General features: G+C 34.7%; 11 protein-coding genes. 8 read left to right on the top strand and 3 right to left on the bottom strand.

Going from position 1 to position 20,491, the window contains the following annotated elements; all coding sequences use genetic code 11:
* The first annotated feature begins 11 nt into the window (after positions 1-11).
* The 3 genes from PBV87_RS10580 (at position 12) to PBV87_RS10590 (ending at position 9,711) form a co-directional block, all read left to right on the top strand.
* A complete protein-coding gene (locus PBV87_RS10580; protein ID WP_271012232.1) occupies positions 12-1,805 on the top strand; it encodes a glycoside hydrolase family 16 protein in 1,794 nt (597 codons plus the stop codon).
* 399 nt (positions 1,806-2,204) lie between these two features.
* Entirely contained in the window at positions 2,205-2,771 is a 567-nt protein-coding gene (locus tag PBV87_RS10585) for a hypothetical protein (protein WP_271012233.1), read from the top strand.
* A 412-nt stretch (positions 2,772-3,183) separates the two neighbouring features.
* Positions 3,184-9,711 (top strand): chitobiase/beta-hexosaminidase C-terminal domain-containing protein, encoded by a 6,528-nt coding sequence (locus tag PBV87_RS10590; protein ID WP_271012234.1) that lies wholly within the window; start codon positions 3,184-3,186, stop codon positions 9,709-9,711.
* Positions 9,712-9,904: 193 nt separating this feature from the next.
* On the opposite strand, the gene PBV87_RS10595 is transcribed toward PBV87_RS10590, so the two are convergent.
* Positions 9,905-10,840: a DMT family transporter gene (locus PBV87_RS10595; RefSeq protein WP_271012235.1), complete on the bottom strand. Its 936-nt coding sequence runs from the start codon at positions 10,838-10,840 to the stop codon at positions 9,905-9,907.
* A gap of 169 nt (positions 10,841-11,009) precedes the next feature.
* Here PBV87_RS10595 and PBV87_RS10600 point away from each other — a divergent pair, with 169 nt between their 5' ends.
* Positions 11,010-11,564, top strand: coding sequence for a helix-turn-helix domain-containing protein (locus PBV87_RS10600; RefSeq protein ID WP_271012236.1), 555 nt, complete (start codon positions 11,010-11,012; stop codon positions 11,562-11,564).
* Between the two features lie 168 nt (positions 11,565-11,732).
* Entirely contained in the window at positions 11,733-12,530 is a 798-nt protein-coding gene (gene hdhA, locus PBV87_RS10605; protein ID WP_271012237.1) for a 7alpha-hydroxysteroid dehydrogenase, read from the top strand.
* Between the two features lie 76 nt (positions 12,531-12,606).
* Here hdhA and PBV87_RS10610 read toward each other — a convergent pair whose 3' ends face one another.
* Positions 12,607-14,844: a glycoside hydrolase family 30 protein gene (locus PBV87_RS10610; RefSeq protein ID WP_271012238.1), complete on the bottom strand. Its 2,238-nt coding sequence runs from the start codon at positions 14,842-14,844 to the stop codon at positions 12,607-12,609.
* A 124-nt stretch (positions 14,845-14,968) separates the two neighbouring features.
* Positions 14,969-16,720 carry a DUF4838 domain-containing protein gene (locus PBV87_RS10615; RefSeq protein ID WP_271012239.1) on the bottom strand — a complete coding sequence of 584 codons (1,752 nt, stop codon included), beginning with the start codon at positions 16,718-16,720 and terminating at the stop codon, positions 14,969-14,971.
* Between the two features lie 240 nt (positions 16,721-16,960).
* On the opposite strand from PBV87_RS10615, the gene PBV87_RS10620 reads away from it, so the two are divergent.
* From PBV87_RS10620 to PBV87_RS10630, 3 genes are read left to right on the top strand one after another with little or no spacing between them, the layout of a single operon-like run.
* On the top strand, positions 16,961-17,866 hold the full coding sequence (locus PBV87_RS10620) for an ABC transporter permease (protein WP_242847668.1): 906 nt from the start codon (positions 16,961-16,963) through the stop codon (positions 17,864-17,866).
* Between the two features lie 9 nt (positions 17,867-17,875).
* A complete protein-coding gene (locus PBV87_RS10625; RefSeq protein WP_053984545.1) occupies positions 17,876-18,769 on the top strand; it encodes a carbohydrate ABC transporter permease in 894 nt (297 codons plus the stop codon).
* Positions 18,770-18,786: 17 nt separating this feature from the next.
* Positions 18,787-20,469: a type 2 periplasmic-binding domain-containing protein gene (locus tag PBV87_RS10630; RefSeq protein WP_271012240.1), complete on the top strand. Its 1,683-nt coding sequence runs from the start codon at positions 18,787-18,789 to the stop codon at positions 20,467-20,469.
* Positions 20,470-20,491 lie beyond the last annotated feature (22 nt).

Here is a 20,491-nt window from a genome sequence, read left to right on the forward strand (position 1 = left end):
GGAGGTCAAACATGAGGTTAGTATTTCAAACACCTGAACTTACAGATAGAGAAGCTATTGTTATTCCTGCTAGTGGCAGAACACGCAGACTACTACAAGCCATATTGATGGATGAGGATGGGCAAGAAGTAGAGAATATAGCGATTGTCTATGAGATGGATAAATCTATTGAGGGTATATGGATAGATGGTGATATGCTTTATCTAAGTGATCAAGTAGCACAATGCACTCAGTTTTACGTAATCGCTAAAGTCAAATTAAATCAAGAGATATGCACTACTTTAAAAATTGAAGTTATCAAGGATTTTACACTACAAGATGCACTGCCAAGCCCATTGGAAAAAGAGGGATGGGAGCTTGTTTATCACGAAGAGTTTCAAGATGGGCAGATAGATTGGCGTAAGTGGTCACCGTACTATCTCAGGGGCTGGACAGAAGATAGACTGGCAAAAGCAGATTTCTATTTTGAGGATGGCAAGTTCATAATCACATCAAAACCAGATAGAGAACCTTGGTGTGTACAAGATGGAGAGCATAGGGTTAGCAGTATACAAAGTTTTGAACGTACTCATTTGCATCGATTTGGTACAGTAACTGGTTCTAGAGAAATTCCGGATTTTCGGGGGTTTGCAACTAAATATGGCTATTTTGAGGTAAGAATGCGTTTGCCAGATACAAAAGATGGAAGCCATTTTGCTTGGTGGATGATAGGGGTACAAGATGATCAACATATCACAGCCGAGGTAGAGGGAAGTGAACAGTATGCCTTTGGAGTATTTACTAATCAAACAGCAGAATTTGATATTGTAGAGCAGACTCTTGATGCTTATACAGAGTCAAAGGACTATGAACCTAATATATGGCGTCCTGTTATTCATCCTAATGGAAGTACGGATTTGAATTACCTTTGGGTAGAACCAACACCTATTATCAATAGTCCAAGTCATGAATTTCATGTTTATGGCTTTGAATGGAATGAAAAAGGTACTAAGTTCTATTTAGATGGTAAGCTGGTACAAGAGACAGACAGAACACCGAACTACCGTATGATGACTCTGTTCAGTCTTTATCTTGGGGCAAAAGACGGTTCTTGTGGTATGGGAAGAGATAGAGGTATTTATCCAAAAGAAGCTTTGATTGATTACTTTAGAGTCTATAAGAAGAAAGAAGAAGCAAAACCTATATCCCTTGTAATTAATGATTATCAAGGACCATCGTATTTACAAATTCCTAATGAAAAGGTAAAGCGTTATAGGATGACAGCCTATGCCATGGATCAATGGGATAAACCAATAGAGGCTGATATCTTGTGGTATCTAGGGACAGATGTACAAGGTATGAGAGTACTTAGTAGAAAAGAGGAAGAAGCACAAGGGGTTACTATCCATAGGAAGACTGGTGAAGTAATAGTAGAAGCCCATGCCAAAGAGAATCAAGATATATTTTTAGTAGCATATTGCGAGGAAAATGTAAAAGAAGTGAAGCATTTGAAGCTTTCTAAGAAAGATCCTTATGGGGAAACTTTACGTTTTGAAATAAGTGAAGACACGATAACAAAAGGTAGTGAAAGGATTCTTCATGCAACAGTTTACGATCAGTATGGTAAAAGGTATCCAGGCCAAATCCGTTATACCATAATGTGTGACATTGTAGGAAGTGAATCATGTCGAATAGAAGGTGTACAATTAAGAGATACCAATCGATTAGTGGTAGATAAGGATGTGCCTTCTAATACCTATCTTTTTATTGAAGCACAAGAGGAGAAGCAACAGCTTAGGGCATGTTTAGTTTTACGTGTCATTTAAAGTAGTAAGTGAAGGTTATATCTTTGCTAAGGTATCATATACGTGACAATTTAGACACAATTGGCTAGAAAGGTAGTAGTGCAATCCTATATAGATAGGTGTGGCCTCTAATATTAGAAGTAACCTGAATGTGATAAATATTTCTACGATTAAAAAATCTTTTAATAGATGAAAGAAAACAATAGAATGAGAATAGTAGAGGGAATCATAGTGATTTACCTCCATATAACCCATAAATTTCAAGCCATTTAGTTGAAATTTATGGGTTATTTTTGGTTAATGCAAATAATACAATGCTTAGGTTACAATGTATTAAGTTTATATAATTAACGAATGTATTAATGTCGTCGATATAAAGAGAGCATGGGGTTAATTAATATAAAAATGGAGGTATGATAAATGAACATGAATATGAGAGTAGTAGGTTCGTATGATAAAGTGGCAGCTATGACGACAAAAAAGCAGATCGGGCAAGGAACACTGCAGCAAAATCAAGATAAAAAATTTTCAGTAAAAAATAGAGATACGTATATATCACAGATGACCACGAAAGTAAAAATGCCGTCAAGCCTGGATAAGGGTACTGCATCACATACTACAATTCAAGTGGATCGAAATACATTTGACAAAATTGCAAATTATACAACTTATAGTGGAGAAGTAACTTGGGAAGAACTAGGTAAAGATGAAAATAAAAGATGGATTGTTGTGAATGGGCAACGTTTTGAATGTGAACTTTCAGAACAAGAAAAAGCGATGATGAAAAATGCAAAAAAAACATTGATTGATTATATGGAAGAAGCAGACGAAAAAAGAAAAAAACTTGAAAATAAACAAAAAATAGATTATCCAATATCAGATAACATGGATAATGAAAAACTTAACAATCTAAAAGGAAATACAGTAGTAGTTAATATGCTAGATAAGTTAAGTAAAGCCTCAGGTGGTATCAATCTATATGTATAAGAAAGTTAGAATTGTATCATATCAGGAGCAATTGCAAATAAAGCCCTCGAACTTTAAATTAGTTCGGGGGTTTTAAAGTTTTATATAAAAGCACAATAAGCCACCCTAATAACAATCTTTTCCTCACTGTGTGTTGTGAGAAGGCTGAAATTAAGGTGGCTTATTATTTTATGGCAAGGATAATGGAATGTCAATAAAACTGGTGTATAGGGACATAAAATTGTTGGAATGGTCATCGGAATGAAGTGTGAGATATACATAAGTATAAATGTTGTTTAAAATAAAATGTTATAAACTATAAAAAATAGAAATTGACAAATTAAATAAAAGATGATAAAATTTAACTGAAAATTTAAATAAAATTTTTTTCATAAAAAAATAAAAAAAATTTTATTTATAAGGAGGAAACTAGGTGAAAAATAGAGTAATGGCAAAAAAACTAGCAATACTAGGATTGGTACCATGTCTTATTTCTAGTAGTTTGCAAATTTCAGTTCATGCAAGACCTTATTCCACTCAGGCATCACTTCCAGAAGAGGTGGCACAAAAAGAAGAGGCTTTAGAGAGTACGATAACTTCGGTGACCCTAGATAATTTAACAGTATATTGTGATCAAGAAGGTGCCACAGTAGGACGATTTGAGGTGAAAGGAAACCAAGATAGCAGAGTTACCTTAGATGAAGATACATATGATAATGGGCTATTTGTTATAGAGAGCAACATTTTAAGAACAAGGGAAAAGCTTGAAAATGGTATAACCTACAGAATACAAGTGGTATATGAAGGTGAAATTTTTAAGTTTAAGATTCGTGCTATAAGTGAAACTCAAGTATTGCCTATTGATCCAGAAGAAGAGCATGAGGTAGAAATATTACCTATTTATCCAGACGAAGAAAAAGAATTAGAAACCCTACCTATTTATCCAGACGAAGAAAATGGATCAGAAACCTTACCTATTTACCCAGACGAAGAAAAAGAATTAGAAACCCTACCTATTTATCCAGACGAAGAAAAAGAATTAGAAACCTTACCTATTTATCCAGACGAAGAAAATGGATTAGAAACCTTACCTATTTACCCAGACGAAGAAAATGGATTAGAAACCTTACCTATTTACCCAGATCAAGAACATTTACCAGAACTATTACCCATTTATCCAGAAGAAGAGGGTGTTGAGGAGAAGGTATTTACAACAGTAGAAGATGTGTATGAGAATGCTACTGTCAATTATGTACTTAATGGTGAAGAGCGAATTTTTGATGGTACAAAAACTATTGATAAAACGATAGACTTAGAGAGTATCAAGGGACTGACTAAGGGGACGATTATTGTTAAGGCACGTTTAAATCCAGATCTTATTACGGAAAAGGGTGTATATTCTATCATTGGGTTTGGCTCAGCCACAGCGCCCCAAACTAAAAATACAAAAGCACAGTTAGTAGGGGCCTATTATGATGAGAAGGAGATTATGCCACGTTACGAATTTTCAAATGGCTTATACAGTTCTTATTCAAAGAATGTTAATTATGGAGATGGGCAATGGCATGTGATGGCTATAAGCTTTGATGATAGTTATATTTTCGCAAGTGGAGATGGTGAGACGGTTTTAAATGGGCCTAATGGTCATTATGCTAATGAAAAATTCAGGGGATTTTTCACTAGAAATCAAGATATGAATAGCATTCATATTGGAGGTTTAAGTGGCACTGATACAAATAGTAATGGTGTAGCGTATAAAAATTGGATAGGGGATATTGCACAAATTACTATTACAGATCAAGTGCTAACAGTGGAACAAGCAAATGCATTAACATTAGCCGGAAAAAATGATAGCATTCAGGTAGCATTAGAGGGGAAAAGCTTTGAACCTTATAAAATAGGTGCAGAAGTAGGTCAATTTATACTTACAGGTCAGGAGACAGATGGAAAGCGTGTTGTCTTAAAAGAGGGGATAGTGGATAACGCACATTTTGTTATTGAAGATAATGTATTAAAGACTAAGGATGCACTACCACCACAGACGAAGTATACAATCGTTGTTACATGTGATGATGAAACATTTAGTTTTGATATTCATTCAGAAGTGGATTTAAATGCACCAATCATTCAGGAAAAAACATTGCTTAGATTTAATGAGGGTATGATAGACAACGGATATAGGGATTATGATGAAACAGTTATAGACACAGTGAAACTCTTGGATAGCATGACGCTAAAGATGCAATTTAGTCAAGGGAAAAGTGGGATTGGATCTTTGTTTAGCTTTTCAAACTCTAAAGAGGCGAATAATCATTTTCATGTGTATGTAAATGGTTCAACCATAGGGTATGAATTAAGAGGGGCAGGTGTGAATTATTCAGGAACTGCCAATACACTACGTTTTAATGGGGCAAATACTCTTGCATTTAAAGCTGATGCGACAGACTATACATATAAATTATTTGTAAATGGTGAGTTAGTGCTACAAAAACAAATGACGCCAGAAGAGTATAAAATGGCATCAGATTTTGCACAGATTGATACGGTAAGTTTAGGGAGAACTGCAAGAAGTAGTGGTAGTAACTCATATCCTTTTACTGGATTAATAGGAGAAGCTACCTTGGTACCTACGGCACTTACAGATGAAGAATTGATTGCTTATACAAGCCAAACAAAAGAAGTTTCTGAAGAAAAGGAATCAGACCAGCCGTTTGCAGCCGGAGATGAGTTTGGCAGTAACTACTTTAGAATACCTGCATTAACAGAGTTAATAAATGGTAATATTATGGCAGCTATGGATGTTCGTTTTGGTAGTACGTTTGACTCTCCTAATAACTTGGATACAGGTGTGCGATTTAAGCGTAATGGTTCTTGGGAAGAGGCTCAATTAGTGAATTATTTTGGAGAGTATACGAATGCATCTGGACGTCCTTCTAATAGCGCATCTTTTATTGATCCAGCGGTTGTACAAGATCCAGAGACAGGTATTATTTATATGCTTGCTGATGCCTGGCCAAGTGGTGGTGGACTTTTTGGTGGCTATAACCAACTTTATGGCAATGGTATGGTGAAAATTAATGCAGAAGGTGAAAGAGTCGCTGATAATGAAGAGGGAACATACTATGTAGGTCTAGTTCCTAATGGGACACCTATTGTAAGTGGCATGCAAATGACACATTACATAAAGCCAGTTGTAAGTACCAATCCAAATCTTAAATATGAACTAATTGAAATAGAAAACAATCAAAAAACAGCCTATACACTTAATGCCTATTTTGAATTGTTTAAGGATGGTGTTCCACTTGAGGTTGACCAAAAGAGGCCTAATAATAGCTTAAGTGGTGAAAGAGTGCCTATGAGTATCTTTTATGATACAGCAGACTTTGTTTTATATCCAGTTGCATACTTGTGGTTAAGCTCAAGCAATGATAATGGTATTACATGGAATGCTCCACAGCTTATTGCTAATGAATTTAAGACAGATAAGATGCGCTATTTTATTGCAGGACCTGGAAGAGGGCATGTGATTCAAAAAGGAGAATACGCAGGGAGAATTTTATTCCCAATGTATAGTGATCTCTACGGAGAGAGAAGTAGTGTGATCTATAGTGATGATAAAGGAGCGACATGGCAGCATAGTGACATTACAACTATGACAACGGAAGCTGGTAAGAGTCCAGGTAAGTCAAGTGAAGCACAACTTGTAGAGTTACCAGATGGTACTATTCGTATGTATGCACGTAGTGCAGCTTATACCAACTATGTGGGGTATGCAGATAGCTTAGATGGTGGGGCTACATTTGAACCTATGCGTATTGATGAAGGATTCCAATATGCGAGTAATGTGCAGTTATCAGTTATTAATTATTCAAGAGAAATTGATGGGAAACCTGCTATTATTCTTTCAGCGCCAGAAGGGGAAAAAGGAAGCAATCAAAGATCAAAGGGACGTATTCATGTAGGATTAGTCCATGAAAATCCTGGTGCAACAGGCTATGATAAATATGATATTGAATGGAGATATACTTATGAAGTAAATAATACAGCCTATGCATACTCATGTTTAGCAGAATTACCTAATGGGGATATTGCTGTACTTTATGAAACAGATGGTGTTAAACCTTATTATGAAGAAATTCCAATGGATAGGATACTTGGTAAGGTAGATAAGCCAATGGATGCAGCCGTTGATATTAATGAGCAGTGTGTGGCTGGTGAATCTGTTGACATAGCACTAACAACAAAAGCACGTGTTTTAGGGAGTCTATCTGATGTAAACAATAGTACTTTAAAAGTATCATTTGAGGGAATAGATGCTCCAGATACTATTGCAACTTACAAATCTATTAATGACGCAGGTAATAAACTGTTATATACAGTGACATTACCAGAAAGTAGTGTGCCATATGGCATGCATATAGCGTTGGATGAGACGACAATATTAGTAACAATGAATGAAACCATGGATGCAAGGACTGTTAAACCATTATCTACAGCAGTCTACACAACGCCAATTCAAACAAGTTATACCATCACTGTAGGTGATATAAATGGTGGTAAGGTATTAGTGAACAAAGAGACAAGGATATATGGTGAGGAAGTAGTACTTAATGTAGTACCCGATGAAGGCTTTAAGTACAAAAAGGATTCGTTGAAAGTAAATGGTGTGCAGGTAATAGGTAGTGCCTTTAGAATGCCTAATGAAGATGTTACGATTACAGCGGAGTTTATACAAGATAATTACAGTGTAGAAAAATTGGATGCTACAAATGGAACCTTTAAAACTTCTAAAATAATTGCAAAAGAAGGGGATGTTATCACTGTAAGTGCTAAGCCTGATAGAGGTTACATGCTTCAGGAAATAAGGGTAAATGGCAGTAAAATAGATGGGACAATATTTAAGATGCCAGCAAGGAATGTCTCAGTTGAAGTGCTATTCAAAGCGCAAGAAGCTGTGACCTATGATGTTTATATAACACAGCCTATAAATGGTAGTATTTCAGTTAATCAGACAGAGGCAACAATAGGGGAATCTATCCTAGTGCATGTTGAACCAGAAGAGGGGTATAAACTTGCATCTCTTTATATTAACAATGAGGCAATTGAAGGTAGAGTATTTGAAATGCCAGAAAAAGATGTTACTATTTCGGCTCAATTTATCATCTCTAATGAAGTAAATGCACCAAGTATTCATGTAAGTGGCATAGATACAGATAAGTATCGCAAAGTTGAACTGATAACACAGACGCCAGATGCAACTATTTACTATACACTAGATGGTAGCATGCCTACAAAAGAAAGTCTTAAGTATGATGAAAGTATTGTATTAGAGGAAACAACGGTTATTAAGGCAGTAGCAACTAAAGAAGGTATGGATGATAGTGCTATTGTAAGCCAAGAAGTTGTAGTTGGAAAAGAAGTATATGTAAGTGAGCCAACAGTTGTTGTAAGTGGCATAGATACAGATAAGTATCGTAAGGTTGAGCTGATAACACAGACGCCAGATGCAACTATTTACTACACATTAGATGGTTCAGATCCTACTCAAGCAAGCTTAATTTATACAGAGGCTATTGTACTTAATAAAACAGCAACTATCAAAGCAATAGCAGTAAAAGAAGGAATGGAAGAGAGTGGTGTTGTAACTAAAAAAATTATAGTTGGAGAAGATATAAAGTACAACATTACATTTGATAGTAAGGGTGGAAGTGAAGTAGCGGCACAAGAAATATTAGAAGGTCAAAAGGCGATTAAGCCGGCAGATCCAATAAGAGAAGGTTATAAATTTATAGGATGGTATATAGATCAAAGTTATACAGAGGCATATAACTTTGATAAAGAAGTGGTGGATCATGTAACAGTGTATGCTAAGTGGCAGAAAAATGAATCAGGTGGTTCATCAGGTAGTACTGGGTCTACAGACAATACATCAAATAGTTCTACACAGATAGAGGTAGTAGAAATCACGGAAGGTAAAGAGAGCGTCATAGTTAGACCACAGGTGAAAGCTGATAAAGCTGAGTGGCAAACATCACGAAAACAACTTCAATCCATCATAAAAGATAAGGCGAAACTTGTAATAGAGACCTCTATAGGAAAAGTTATGCTAAATAAGGAAGTGATAAATAATCTTTTAGACCAAGTTGGGGAAGAAGTTGTGACACTTACAATACAGCAATTAGAAAGTAATAAAGTAACAATTGGAATAAGTAAAGGGAGAGAAAAGATAGCTCTCAACGGAATAGGAACCATACACATAACAATTCCTTATACATTAACTAAAGGTCAATCACCTAATAATGTAGTTATGTATTACCATGATTCCATTGGATCAAGTAAATTGCTAAAAACATCTAACTATCAAGACAATAGTATCCAAGCTCAAGTAGAAGGATTAGGAAGTTATGAAGTGGTGTATAGAGAGCTAGGGCTTAAAGATATTGAAAATCACTGGGCAAAAGAAAGTATTGATTTTGTAGTAGCAAGAGATGTTATGGGAGGAACAGCTACAGATACGTTTAGTCCAGAAATGACTATGACAAGAGGTATGTTTGTGACGGTATTAGGAAGACTTGCAAATGTAGATGAATTCGATAAAAATACTTTATTTACAGACGTACAAGAGGATATGTACTATGCTCCTTATATTGCTTGGGCAAATGAAATGGGTATTGCACAAGGTATTGGAGAAGGCTTATTTGGACCAGAGGAACAGATAACACGAGAGCAGCTAGCATGTATGCTAGTAAAATATATGCAATTAATGGGTATACAAGTAGAAATAGAACAAAATCATTTAGCAGCTTTCGAAGATACAGACTACATCAGTAGTTGGGCTAAAGAAAGTATGGCTATTTTAGTAGAAAAGGATATCTTAGGTGGAAGTAGTGGTAAATTAAGTCCAAAACAAGCTGCAAAACGAGCAGAAGTTGCAAAAATGATTCATTACATTATGAAGTAATAGAAATAAAAATGTATCCAGAAAGGTAGAGGCTGAATAAAACAGTCTCTATCTTTCTTTTTATATTACTAGATCTCTAACAGTCATAGTAGGATACATTTATGTTAGGACGATGCTTTATTGAACAGCCAATATTACTATTAAAAAATACAGATCATAAATGAATATGTGAAAAGCAAGTTTAAGCTAAATTTTATGTCTGTGACATACTGTTTAATATCATTCCAACAACAACTAGAGATAAACCTAATATTGCAATAGAACTTGGAAGGGAATCATTTGAAAATAAAATACTGCCTAGTAGTGTGAAGATGACTTCACCTGCTTGAGTGGATTCTATTATGGCAAGTTTATGAGTATCACCACTTACTAAGTCTGTTGCTTTGAAAAAGAGTACGGTGGCAATAATACCGGAAAAAATTGCAACAATAAAAGATTGTATTAATTGATCTTGGCTAGGAAATCCAACAGAAATCGTACCGAATAGTGATATGATCAACCAAAAAGGCAGACTACAAAGGGTCATTCCAAAGACTCTTTCAATAGTGCTTAGTTTATTATCGCAGAGTTCAATCATCTTTCTATTACCCAGAGGATAAGCAAAGGCCGCAACAAGGACTGGAGCCATTCCTGTTAAACATTCTGATAATGAAAGTGATTTTGCTTCTTCAAGTTGCATTAAAAAAATGCCAATCAATATGATTGAAGAAATTAAAAGGAACTTTTTAGGGAGTTTATTACGCTCTTCAGTCATACCTTGTTCGGTTTTTATTTTAGTAGTAAAGAAAGGGGATATGAGCGCCCCGGCAATGATTGTTATCTGCCATGTTCCTGCAACAAGCCAGGATGAGCCGTATTGAGAAGCTAAGCTTAAGGGTGCATAAAACAATCCAAATCCAACAGTACTCCACAGTAGCCAGCTTGTAGGTGCTTTTTTTATTTCTGAAATGACCTTGCTTAAACTTTTGTTAATTACTATACCTATAAATAATAGAGGTAACATAAATAAAAACCTTAGAGATGAACTCCAAAGCCAACTACCTCCAGATATGTTCATTTGACTATTAAGAATAAAAGTAAATGAGAAAAAGAAAGAGGATATAATACCTAAGATAAATGCTTTTTTCATTGTGTTTCTCCTTATGTAAAATATGAAATAAATATAATATACAAATATAATGTATGTTATAGTGTATAATATATATGATATTATACAAACAGGAATAAATAATTTCAACTGTTATATTATAAAAAAAATGCTATAACATACAATTGGCCGTGTTTTAAGGAGTGAAGAGATGGAAAATTTAAATTTACTTATAGGTAAAAAACTTAAAGAGATAAGAAGCAGTAGAAATTTAAGTTTAGAGGAGGTTAGCAAAGTAACCAATGTTAGCAAAGCTATGCTAGGACAGATAGAAAGAGGGCAGTCTAATCCAACAGTATCTACTTTGTGGAAGATTGCTACGGGGTTAAAAGTGTCCTTTTCAGTATTTATTGAAGAAAATCAAGATGAGCTAATAATCGTTGATCAAGAGGAGATTGTACCTATAATTGAAAGTAGGGAAAAAATGAGATTGTATCCTATATTTCCTTTTGATACAAATAAGGGATTTGAAATATTTACGATAGAATTGGAAGCGGGATGTCATCATATTTCAATGCCTCATGCAGACGATGTTGAAGAGTATATAATCGTTACCAAAGGACAAATAGTGATAACTATAAAAGGTAAAGATTATATATTAGATAAAGGAAAATCAATAAAATTCATAGCTGATAAAGGACATGAATACAAAAATATTACAGATAATAAAGCAGTATTTCAAAATATTATTATTTATGGTAATTAAGCAGAGAAAATCCTAGATATAACAAATAAAGGTCTAAGATTTTTTTGAAAAAGTTAAAAATTTTATAGAAAAAATGAGAGTTGACAAAGAGATATATTGCTATAGAATAAGAAATTATATAAGAATATTTATTAATAAAGGATATTAATTAGAAATAAGGAGAACAATATGAGATTACAAAATAAAGTAGCAGTAGTTACAGCATCAACAAGAGGAATAGGACTTGCCTGTGTCAAACGTCTAGCACAAGAAGGTGCAACTGTCTATATGGCAGCTAGAAATGTAGAGCGTGCACAAGAAATTGCTACAGAATTAGGTGTAGCAGGCTATAATGTAAAGGTTGTTTACAATGATGCTACAGTTAAAGAAAGTTATAAGATGATGATCGATGAAGTTGCTAAAGAAGAAGGTAGAATTGATGTATTAGTCAATAACTTTGGTGGTTCTAATCCAAAAACAGATTTAGATATTAAAAATACAAACTATGAAGATTTCATGGGCACAGTAGATGTGAATTTAGCCAGTGTCTTTTTAACTGCACAAGCTGCTATTCCGCATATGGCTGCAAATGGAGGAGGAAGTATTATTAATATTTCTTCTGTTGGAGGAATTCGCCCAGATATTTCACAAATTGGATATGGAACAAGTAAGGCAGCAATTAATTATTTAACAAAGCTTATTGCAACACAATGTGCAAGAGATAATATACGTTGCAATGCAGTCCTTCCAGGGATGACAGCAACAGATGCAGTAAATGATAATTTATCAGAGGCATTTAAAGAATTCTTCTTAAAACATACACCGATTAAGCGTATGGGAGAACCAGAAGAAGTAGCTGGAACAGTTGCTTACTTTGCAAGTGATGATGCGGCGTACACAACAGGACAAATTGTGGATGTATCTGGTGGATTTGGTATGCCAACACCTGTTTATGGTGATATGATTGAAATGAAAAATAGAAGATAATATAAATTGTAAAAGTGCACAAATTATAAATTAAAATTTGTGCACTTTTGTTTAATTTTACTTAAATTAATAGGCTTTAATACAGAATTACTTTGGAAATTTGCTTATTCCATTCATATTTACCACCACTAAGTGTAATTTTTAAGTAATTACCTACCTTGGTATTATTGAGAGGTGAATAGGTTTTACGGTACCAATGATCCTTGGTATAAAAAGTTCCGGAGGATTTAGTTTCAAGTGGGTACCAGTTGATCCCATCATTAGAAGTAGAGAAGGATATATCTTGGAAGGGGTCATCTGTATTGTCATAGAAATATAAGTATACGTCAAAATCATTAATTTGACGGTCACCTAAAGTATAGATAAGTTCTCCAGCATCTGTTGTTGTACGTAGGGCCCTTGTTGTGTCGTTATCAAACTTTTCTTTTTGGTTACCATCTTGGCCACCAATCACCAGGTTGGAACTTGTTGTAACTTGGAATAAGTCAGATAAATCGTCCATTAATGCAATGGCACTTGAATCATAGGAAAAAGCAATTTCTGCTAGATGTTTATTCCATTCATTCGTACCACCATCAAACTCAATTTTTAAGTAATTTGTCCCTTGAGGGATATCATAACTAGGGAAGTATTTTACTCTATTCCAATCTTTTGTGGTATGAATCGGTTTAGTATGTTCTACTTGTAAAGGGGTGTAATCTATACCATCCCTAGATATGGAGAATTGGATGTTATTTAGATTGTCACAATAATATAGAGTGGCTAAGAAATTGTTCATTCCAGGATATTTATAAATGGCATGTTGTTTGGATAATTCGATCCTTCTTAGGCAGCTTGAATCATTATCATAGCGTCCATAATCATTACCCTTTTCGATGGTCCATTTAGCGGAGGAGTCATAAAGATTACCCATATGGTCTAGAGTATCAACTGTATCATAGGACTTGGTTGTGAGTGGTGTAGAATTTTGTGTACCAACTAAAGTTATAATACTTTTTGAGCCAATAGAGACAGTAGCAATACCATTTGTAACAGGGATATCTTCTAAAGGTTCTATATTATAATGTAAGTCTGTTACATAAGGAGTTAAGTAACCAGATGAAACACCTTGGAGGTTGACATCTAATACGTAATTATTATTTTTGTTGTTATTTACTAAAACAATGCAGAATTCACCTGTAATAGGATTTTTATACGCTGTAGCGTAAATATCAGAAGCAGGATTTTCTGTAGCAACAATCCGTTGATAGCCTGGGCGAATAAATTTACTGTATTGGCCTATAGCATACAATCTTTTTGTGGTGGTGTAATCTGTATTATTGTTTATCTGAATAAGTGCTTGATTGGTTGATGTGGTGTGAGCGCCGCGCCAATAGAAGAAAGCACTGACCTCAGGAATGGTCATAAATTTATGAACTTTCATAGCCCAATCTACACCGTCATTGATATCTGTTTTTAAACCATTAGATGTATCACAAAGTTCAGTGAGCCATATTTTCTTTTGTGCCTGGTCAGAAAGTGGGAAGTCTTGAATAAACCCTTGATATTGATGAGAAGTTACGATATCTAATGCTTCGCGTCCCTCGGGAGTAGTAAGTAATTTTTCTACAAAATGTTCATTCCAAAACCCACTTTCACCTGCGATGATTTTAGTGTCTAAGCTTTCACGTTCAAAAGTAGGTTTTAAATAATTAACGATAAAATCATAAAAGCTATTTGGGGTCCAAAGGCAAGATTTCCAAGATGCAGGATATTCAGGCTCGTTAGCAATGGAAACACCATAAATATCAATGTTATGATATTGTTTATAGATTTTCACATAAGCTGCTAAATAATCAGCATATTCTTGGTAGCATTCCTTTTTTAAAAATCCCCCATAATACCAACTGTTATTTGTTTTCATCCATTTTGGTGGAGACCATACTGTACCATAGATTTTTTCTACACCTCGTTGGAGAGCTTCATTAAAGTACCATAATTCACGAGGATCCCCATCTGTGTACCAAACATTATTTTCAGGTTCTATAGTAGGTTTGCTCTCCCCGCAACCAATTTCTGTACGGAGTAAAGATAGGCCGATGCCTTTTTCTTGAGAAAATAACAAATCCATGACTTCTGAACGATAAGGTTCGTTCATAACATAGGTGCATTCTTCTTCTTGTGTAATGCCAAACCCATCAATTTGTTGACGTACATTATTCCATTCTACAGTAACTTGAGGATTAGAGGCTGCATAGACAGCGCTACCATTCATCCCACCTAGTATGATGCTACTAACCAGACAACCTACCAATAGCTTTTTGAATCGACTCATTAAATCACCCTTCCCCCACTTAAAATTATGATGAAACCTAATTTAAACATAGACAAAATAAATAAAAATAGCCATTACAATTTTTATTTAATAATGACTATTTTTAAGGTGTATAAAATGGATTTTAAAATAAAGTATCTGTGTTTTTAGGGTCTAAGATATTATCTCTACCTATAATGCGCCATTTTGCATATTCAGGTGAGATAAAGACCTTTCCATATTTATTTTGAAGTTTTTCTAGCATCTCAAAATAAGGAGTTACTTTGTCAGGGCTATCTGTATCAAAATTAAATTGATCAATACACTCAAAAAATAGTTTTTGTAACTCTAAGTAAGATTTAAAGAGTTCTAGCTGATAGCGCTGGGCATCTGTCATAAGATCTAAGTTTACAGACTTAATAAGTTGTTGAATATGAGCATAAGTCTGCTTATAGGATTCTAGGTGAAGTGCATCGCAAGAAATATGGCGATGACAGATATGCTCTGGTTGATGTGAAAATTTGTGCGGAAAACGGCTCCAAAGGATTTTGTCTTGAAGTTTCGTAATGGTAGTGAGTAAGGCTTCGGCAAGTATAGTGCCATTGAGTATGCCAAAAAGCATATTGGAAAGCTTAAGAGTTTCGGTCTTTAAGTCAAAACAGGGATTATAGTAGGCAATTGATAAGTAATAATAATTAAGGCTAGATTGCCACCAACTTGTTATAGGGAGATAGAGGGAGATGATGCCTCGATAATGATAGTGCATAAATGTATTGACCATATCTTTGCAAGCAATAGGATTTAGCCAAACGTGGGTACGATAACGGTAATGGTCTCCTGTGTCATAGTCAAAGTAAAAAGCACCTCCTTTATTTTTTGCTTTTAGGCCCCATTTATAAGCTAGAGTATCTTGAATACTACAGACTAAGACGGAAAGGTTATCTGGAATATCATCATTAGGGCAAGAAAGGCTCTGAGGGGTGTAAGCTAGATGTTCAACTGTAAGATCTGGACGTACCTTGCCAATAGCGTGAGCTATTTTTTTATTAGCTTTTAAGATGGTTAGAGGATCTTTACACTGTTCACATTCACAATAACCACCACCATCTAATGGCCATATGCCAATAAATTTAAAGTCATGATGGGTTTTAACAAAATTGCAATAGCTTTTAATGTATTCATTTACTGCATCAGCATTAGAATAGCAAATCTGGAGAGGGTGACGACTACCATTAATCAGAGCAAACCATTCTGGATGTTCTAAAAACCATTTTTCACGAGGGAAAAAGTAATCTGTAGAATGCTCACTCATATCAATAACAATGCCTCTTTTAATAAGTTCGGGATAAAGCATTTCTCCTACATCTTGCCAGTGGATATCTTGAAAATCTCCCACAGCCTCATCATCTTTATTGATAGAAGTAAGTAAAAAGTTATAATTGTTTTTTCCCATATAATCAATCATATTGATTGATTCAGTAAGGGTATGAGTGGAAACTTGATAGAGACACAGGCCACGAAACTCTAAGGAAGAGATCTTTGTGATGGTTTGAGGAGTAAGCTCAAAAGTTGTTAGTGTTGGAATATATTGGTGTACTGGTGAGGGGAAGATAAAAGTGCAACCTATTAGTTTAAGAAGTTCATAGACACCATAGAGAATGCCACGACCTAGAGGGGAACTAATAGTAATTGAATCCTCTAAAATATGAAGGCTATAACTATCAAAGGGTAAGTGCTCATTCCTTGAGAAATTAATGGATAGGGGGGATGACACATTAGATGAAGCATTGGCAAATATTTTAGACCAATAAGAAGTAAGTTCTTGGTGTGCAAACTGAGTTGTTGGCTCATTAAAGAAATCATGGACAATAAGTGGTGTTTCGTTACTAATCAACATAAATAATCCTCCTTAAGTTATCTAATCTATTTGAATGATGGGAAAAGAGAAAAATAAGATTAATAGTATAGCGTATGATTCAACAATGGGAATTAGGTGAAAAGTAGAGGTAATATATAAATTGCATAAAAATAATCATGTAAAGATAAAAAATGATATTCAAAATATATATACATAAATATATAATATAAACAAATGAAGAATAAATCAATAAAAGCTAGGAAAAAGGGGGGAGTGGTTGTGAAGAGGAGGACATGGAATAAAGATCAGTGGCAGATCCAGAGTATGATTATTCCGAGTATTATCTTTTTAGTAGTTTTTGCCTATCTACCTATGTATGGAGTAATTATAGCTTTTAAAGAGTATAACATTTTCTCAACAATGGCATCGGCTGAATGGGTGGGGCTGAAGTATTTTAAAGAATTTTTTAATGATCCAGCATTATGGGGGATTTTAAAAAACACCATTAGCATTAATGGATTAGGGTTATTATTTGCTTTTCCAGCTCCCATAATATTAGCGCTTATGTTAAATGAACTTTATAGCAATAGGCTAAAGAAGGTAGCACAAACAATTTCCTACTTACCGCACTTTTTATCATGGGTAATCTTTGGGGGAATTCTATTAGAAATATTAGCACCAGGAGGCCTTTTTAGTGATCTAGCTGAATGGCTTGGAATGAGTAGTGAACCTATTAACTTTATGGCTAAAGGAAGTTACTTTTATGGAATTTTTACTATCTCAAGTATTGTTAAAAATGTAGGATTTGGTTCTATCATTTATGTAGCGGCCATATCGGGTGTTGACCAGCAACTTTATGAAGCGGCTACGGTAGACGGATGTAATAGACTTCAAAAGATTTGGTATATTACTTTACCATGTATTATGGGCACAATCGTTATCATGTTTATTTTTCAGATAAGTGCTATATTAAATACAGGGTATGAACAAATTATCTTATTGCAAAACCCTCTGAATTTGTCTTTTAGTGAAACCATTGATACGTACGTTTATAAAGTGGGGATTAAGCAGTCTAGATTATCTTATGCGACTGCGGTTGGTATTTTAAAATCCGTAGTATCAGTAGGCCTTATGCTAATTGCTAATAAGCTTTCAAAAAAATGTGTAGGAAAGGGCTTATTCTAGGGGGATAATGTGAAGAAAGTAAGTGTAACCAAAAAAAATGCTTTTGACTATCTTAATATATTTTTGACCGTAGTGATGATGTTTATTATGATCTATCCATTATGGTATGTGTTGGTTGGCTCATTGAATGAAGGGCAGGATTATCTAAGAGGGGGCGTATACTTTTGGCCTAGAGCATTTACTCTTAGTAACTATCAAGCTGTTTTTAGTGATCAGACTATTTTACAAGCTTTTTGGATAACGATCTTAAAATGTATAGTTGGAACAGTTACGAGTTTGTTTTGTACAGCGATGACAGCTTATGCAATTACAAGGCCGGAATTAAAATTTAAGAAATTTTACATTCCATTTATTATGGTTACCATGTTCTTTAGTGGAGGACTTATTCCATACTTTATTCTTATTAACGGTTTGGGGCTTTTTGATAGTTTCTGGGTATATATTATTCCAGGATTATTTAGTGCTTATAATATGATTATTATTCAATCGTTTATGAGGGAAATTTCACAATCGTTAGTAGAGTCTGCAAAGATAGATGGTGCATCAGAGTATCGTATTTTTTTATCTATTATTCTTCCGCTTTCTAAACCCGTTTTAGCAACTATTGCACTATTTACTTTAGTAGGGCATTGGAACTCCTATTTTGATTCAATGATGTACACTAATTCACAAGAATTACAGACTATACAATTATTTCTTAAAAAAGTTATCACGGACCCCGCTGTTGCGAGTAGATTGGGAAGTGCTGCAGCAACAACTATTCCAGAACAGGCAACTAAGTTGACACCACAAGTTATTAAACTAGCAACAATGATTGTAACAGCCTTGCCTATCATAACAGTTTATCCATTCTTGCAAAAGTATTTTGCGAAAGGCTTTACGATGGGAGCAGTCAAAGAATAATTATGGGGGGAATGAAAATGAAAACAAGAAAATGGCAGAGTTTGTTATTAGTAAGTTTAATGGTAGTTGGTAGTTTGGCAGGGTGTAGTACAACAAAAGTAGAAGAACCTAAACAAACAGACACAGTGAAAAAAGAAGAAACAAGTAAAGTAGAAGATAAAAAAGAAGAAGAGGCAAAACTTGCATCACCTAGTTGGAAAACAGATACATCAGATTACACGATTAAATGGTTTGTTGCTTATGATTGGTATGGGAAAAAATTTAACCCAGAAGTAAATTTAACGGATAAATGGATTTATGAACAAACAGGTACTAAAATTGAGTTCCAAACAGGTGATATTGATAAATTAAATGTACTGATTAAGACAGGGCAATTGCCAGATATCATTACTGTTGAAGCCAACTCAACCCAAAGAAAAATGTTAGAGCAAAATGGTACTGTACTTCCACTTAATCAATTAGTAGAAGAGTATGCACCAGAACTTTTGGTGCCAGAGTCTCAAAAAGAATGGTATACAGCAGAAGATGGGAACTGGTATTCAATATGTAATTTCTATTACGGAGAGGATAATGTATCAGAGAATAATGGCTTCTTTGAGACACATAACCAAAACTTTGTTAGAGATGATATTATGAAACAAATAGGTGCAAATTATGAAGACTTAAGAACCAAAGAAGGTTTCTTGGATGCACTTAGAAAGGTGAAAGAAGCAAATATTACTTATAATGGTAATAAAGTGGTTCCATATATGGGACTTATGACAGATTTTCTTGCTGAGCAGTTAGCAGAGCAATTTGGTTCATCTCAAGAAGATAAAGAGGGAAATTTCCAATCTATTTATCGTACACCAGAATTTTTAGAGTCAGTACTTTTCTTAAATCAAATGTATAGAGAAGGGCTTATGACTGATGAGAGCTTTACAATGAGTGCAGATCAAATTAAACAAAAAGCAGCATCAGGTCAATTTTTTGCAACCACAAGATGGACCAATGTATCTAGTACAAGAGATAGCCTCTATGCACAAGACCCAGCTGCTAAGTATCTCTACGCTGGACTTATGAAAGGGGATAACCATGACTATGTTGCTGTACCAGCAAAGAGTAATGCAGGATGGACTGCAACGCTCATTAATGCAAATACTAAGAGGCCAGACCGTGCGATACAGCTTTTATCATTCTTAACGCAAAAAGAAGCGCTTTATAATGCAAACTATGGTATGGGTGGCTATACGATTGAAAATGGAAAAATCATACTTAACCCAGAAATGGTTAAGCTTCAAGCAGAAAACCCAACGGAATATAATGCGAAATATGGAGATGGTATAGGCTGGTTAACAGATTATACTTTCATACAAGGTGGCTTTGATTTCGATGATGACAAAGTTTGGGGTGAAGATATTAATGCACGTACAAGAGACCCACAAGTACTCATCTATGACGATAAATGTTTTACAGATGTTGCACCAGCAGCAGGAAGTGAAGAAGGCGCTATATTTGCACGTATTAATGAATACAAAACACAGGCATTAGGTAGGGTAATTACAGCTTCTTCAGCAGAACAATGTGAAGCTTTATATAAAGAAGCACTAGCTGAAATGGATAAATTAGGATTGAAGCAACTTGAAGAGTATCAAAATACTTTATTCCAAGCAAATAAAGTAAAATTAGGATTAGAATTTGCACATCCATTTAATCAATAAAACAAAGGCAGGGAAACCTGCC

The organism is Holtiella tumoricola, from assembly GCF_027857615.1.
Classification (GTDB): Bacteria; Bacillota; Clostridia; order Lachnospirales; family Cellulosilyticaceae; genus Holtiella; species Holtiella tumoricola.

What these genes read in the sequence shown, in the direction of transcription:
- PBV87_RS10580 (WP_271012232.1), top strand. Translation starts at nt 12, where the DNA reads ATGAGGTTAGTATTTCAAACACCTGAACTTACAGATAGAGAAGCTATT.
- PBV87_RS10595 (WP_271012235.1), bottom strand. Translation starts at nt 10,840, where the DNA reads ATGAAAAAAGCATTTATCTTAGGTATTATATCCTCTTTCTTTTTCTCA.
- PBV87_RS10585 (WP_271012233.1), top strand. Translation starts at nt 2,205, where the DNA reads ATGAACATGAATATGAGAGTAGTAGGTTCGTATGATAAAGTGGCAGCT.
- PBV87_RS10615 (WP_271012239.1), bottom strand. Translation starts at nt 16,720, where the DNA reads ATGTTGATTAGTAACGAAACACCACTTATTGTCCATGATTTCTTTAAT.
- hdhA (WP_271012237.1), top strand. Translation starts at nt 11,733, where the DNA reads ATGAGATTACAAAATAAAGTAGCAGTAGTTACAGCATCAACAAGAGGA.
- PBV87_RS10610 (WP_271012238.1), bottom strand. Translation starts at nt 14,844, where the DNA reads ATGAGTCGATTCAAAAAGCTATTGGTAGGTTGTCTGGTTAGTAGCATC.
- PBV87_RS10600 (WP_271012236.1), top strand. Translation starts at nt 11,010, where the DNA reads ATGGAAAATTTAAATTTACTTATAGGTAAAAAACTTAAAGAGATAAGA.
- PBV87_RS10630 (WP_271012240.1), top strand. Translation starts at nt 18,787, where the DNA reads ATGAAAACAAGAAAATGGCAGAGTTTGTTATTAGTAAGTTTAATGGTA.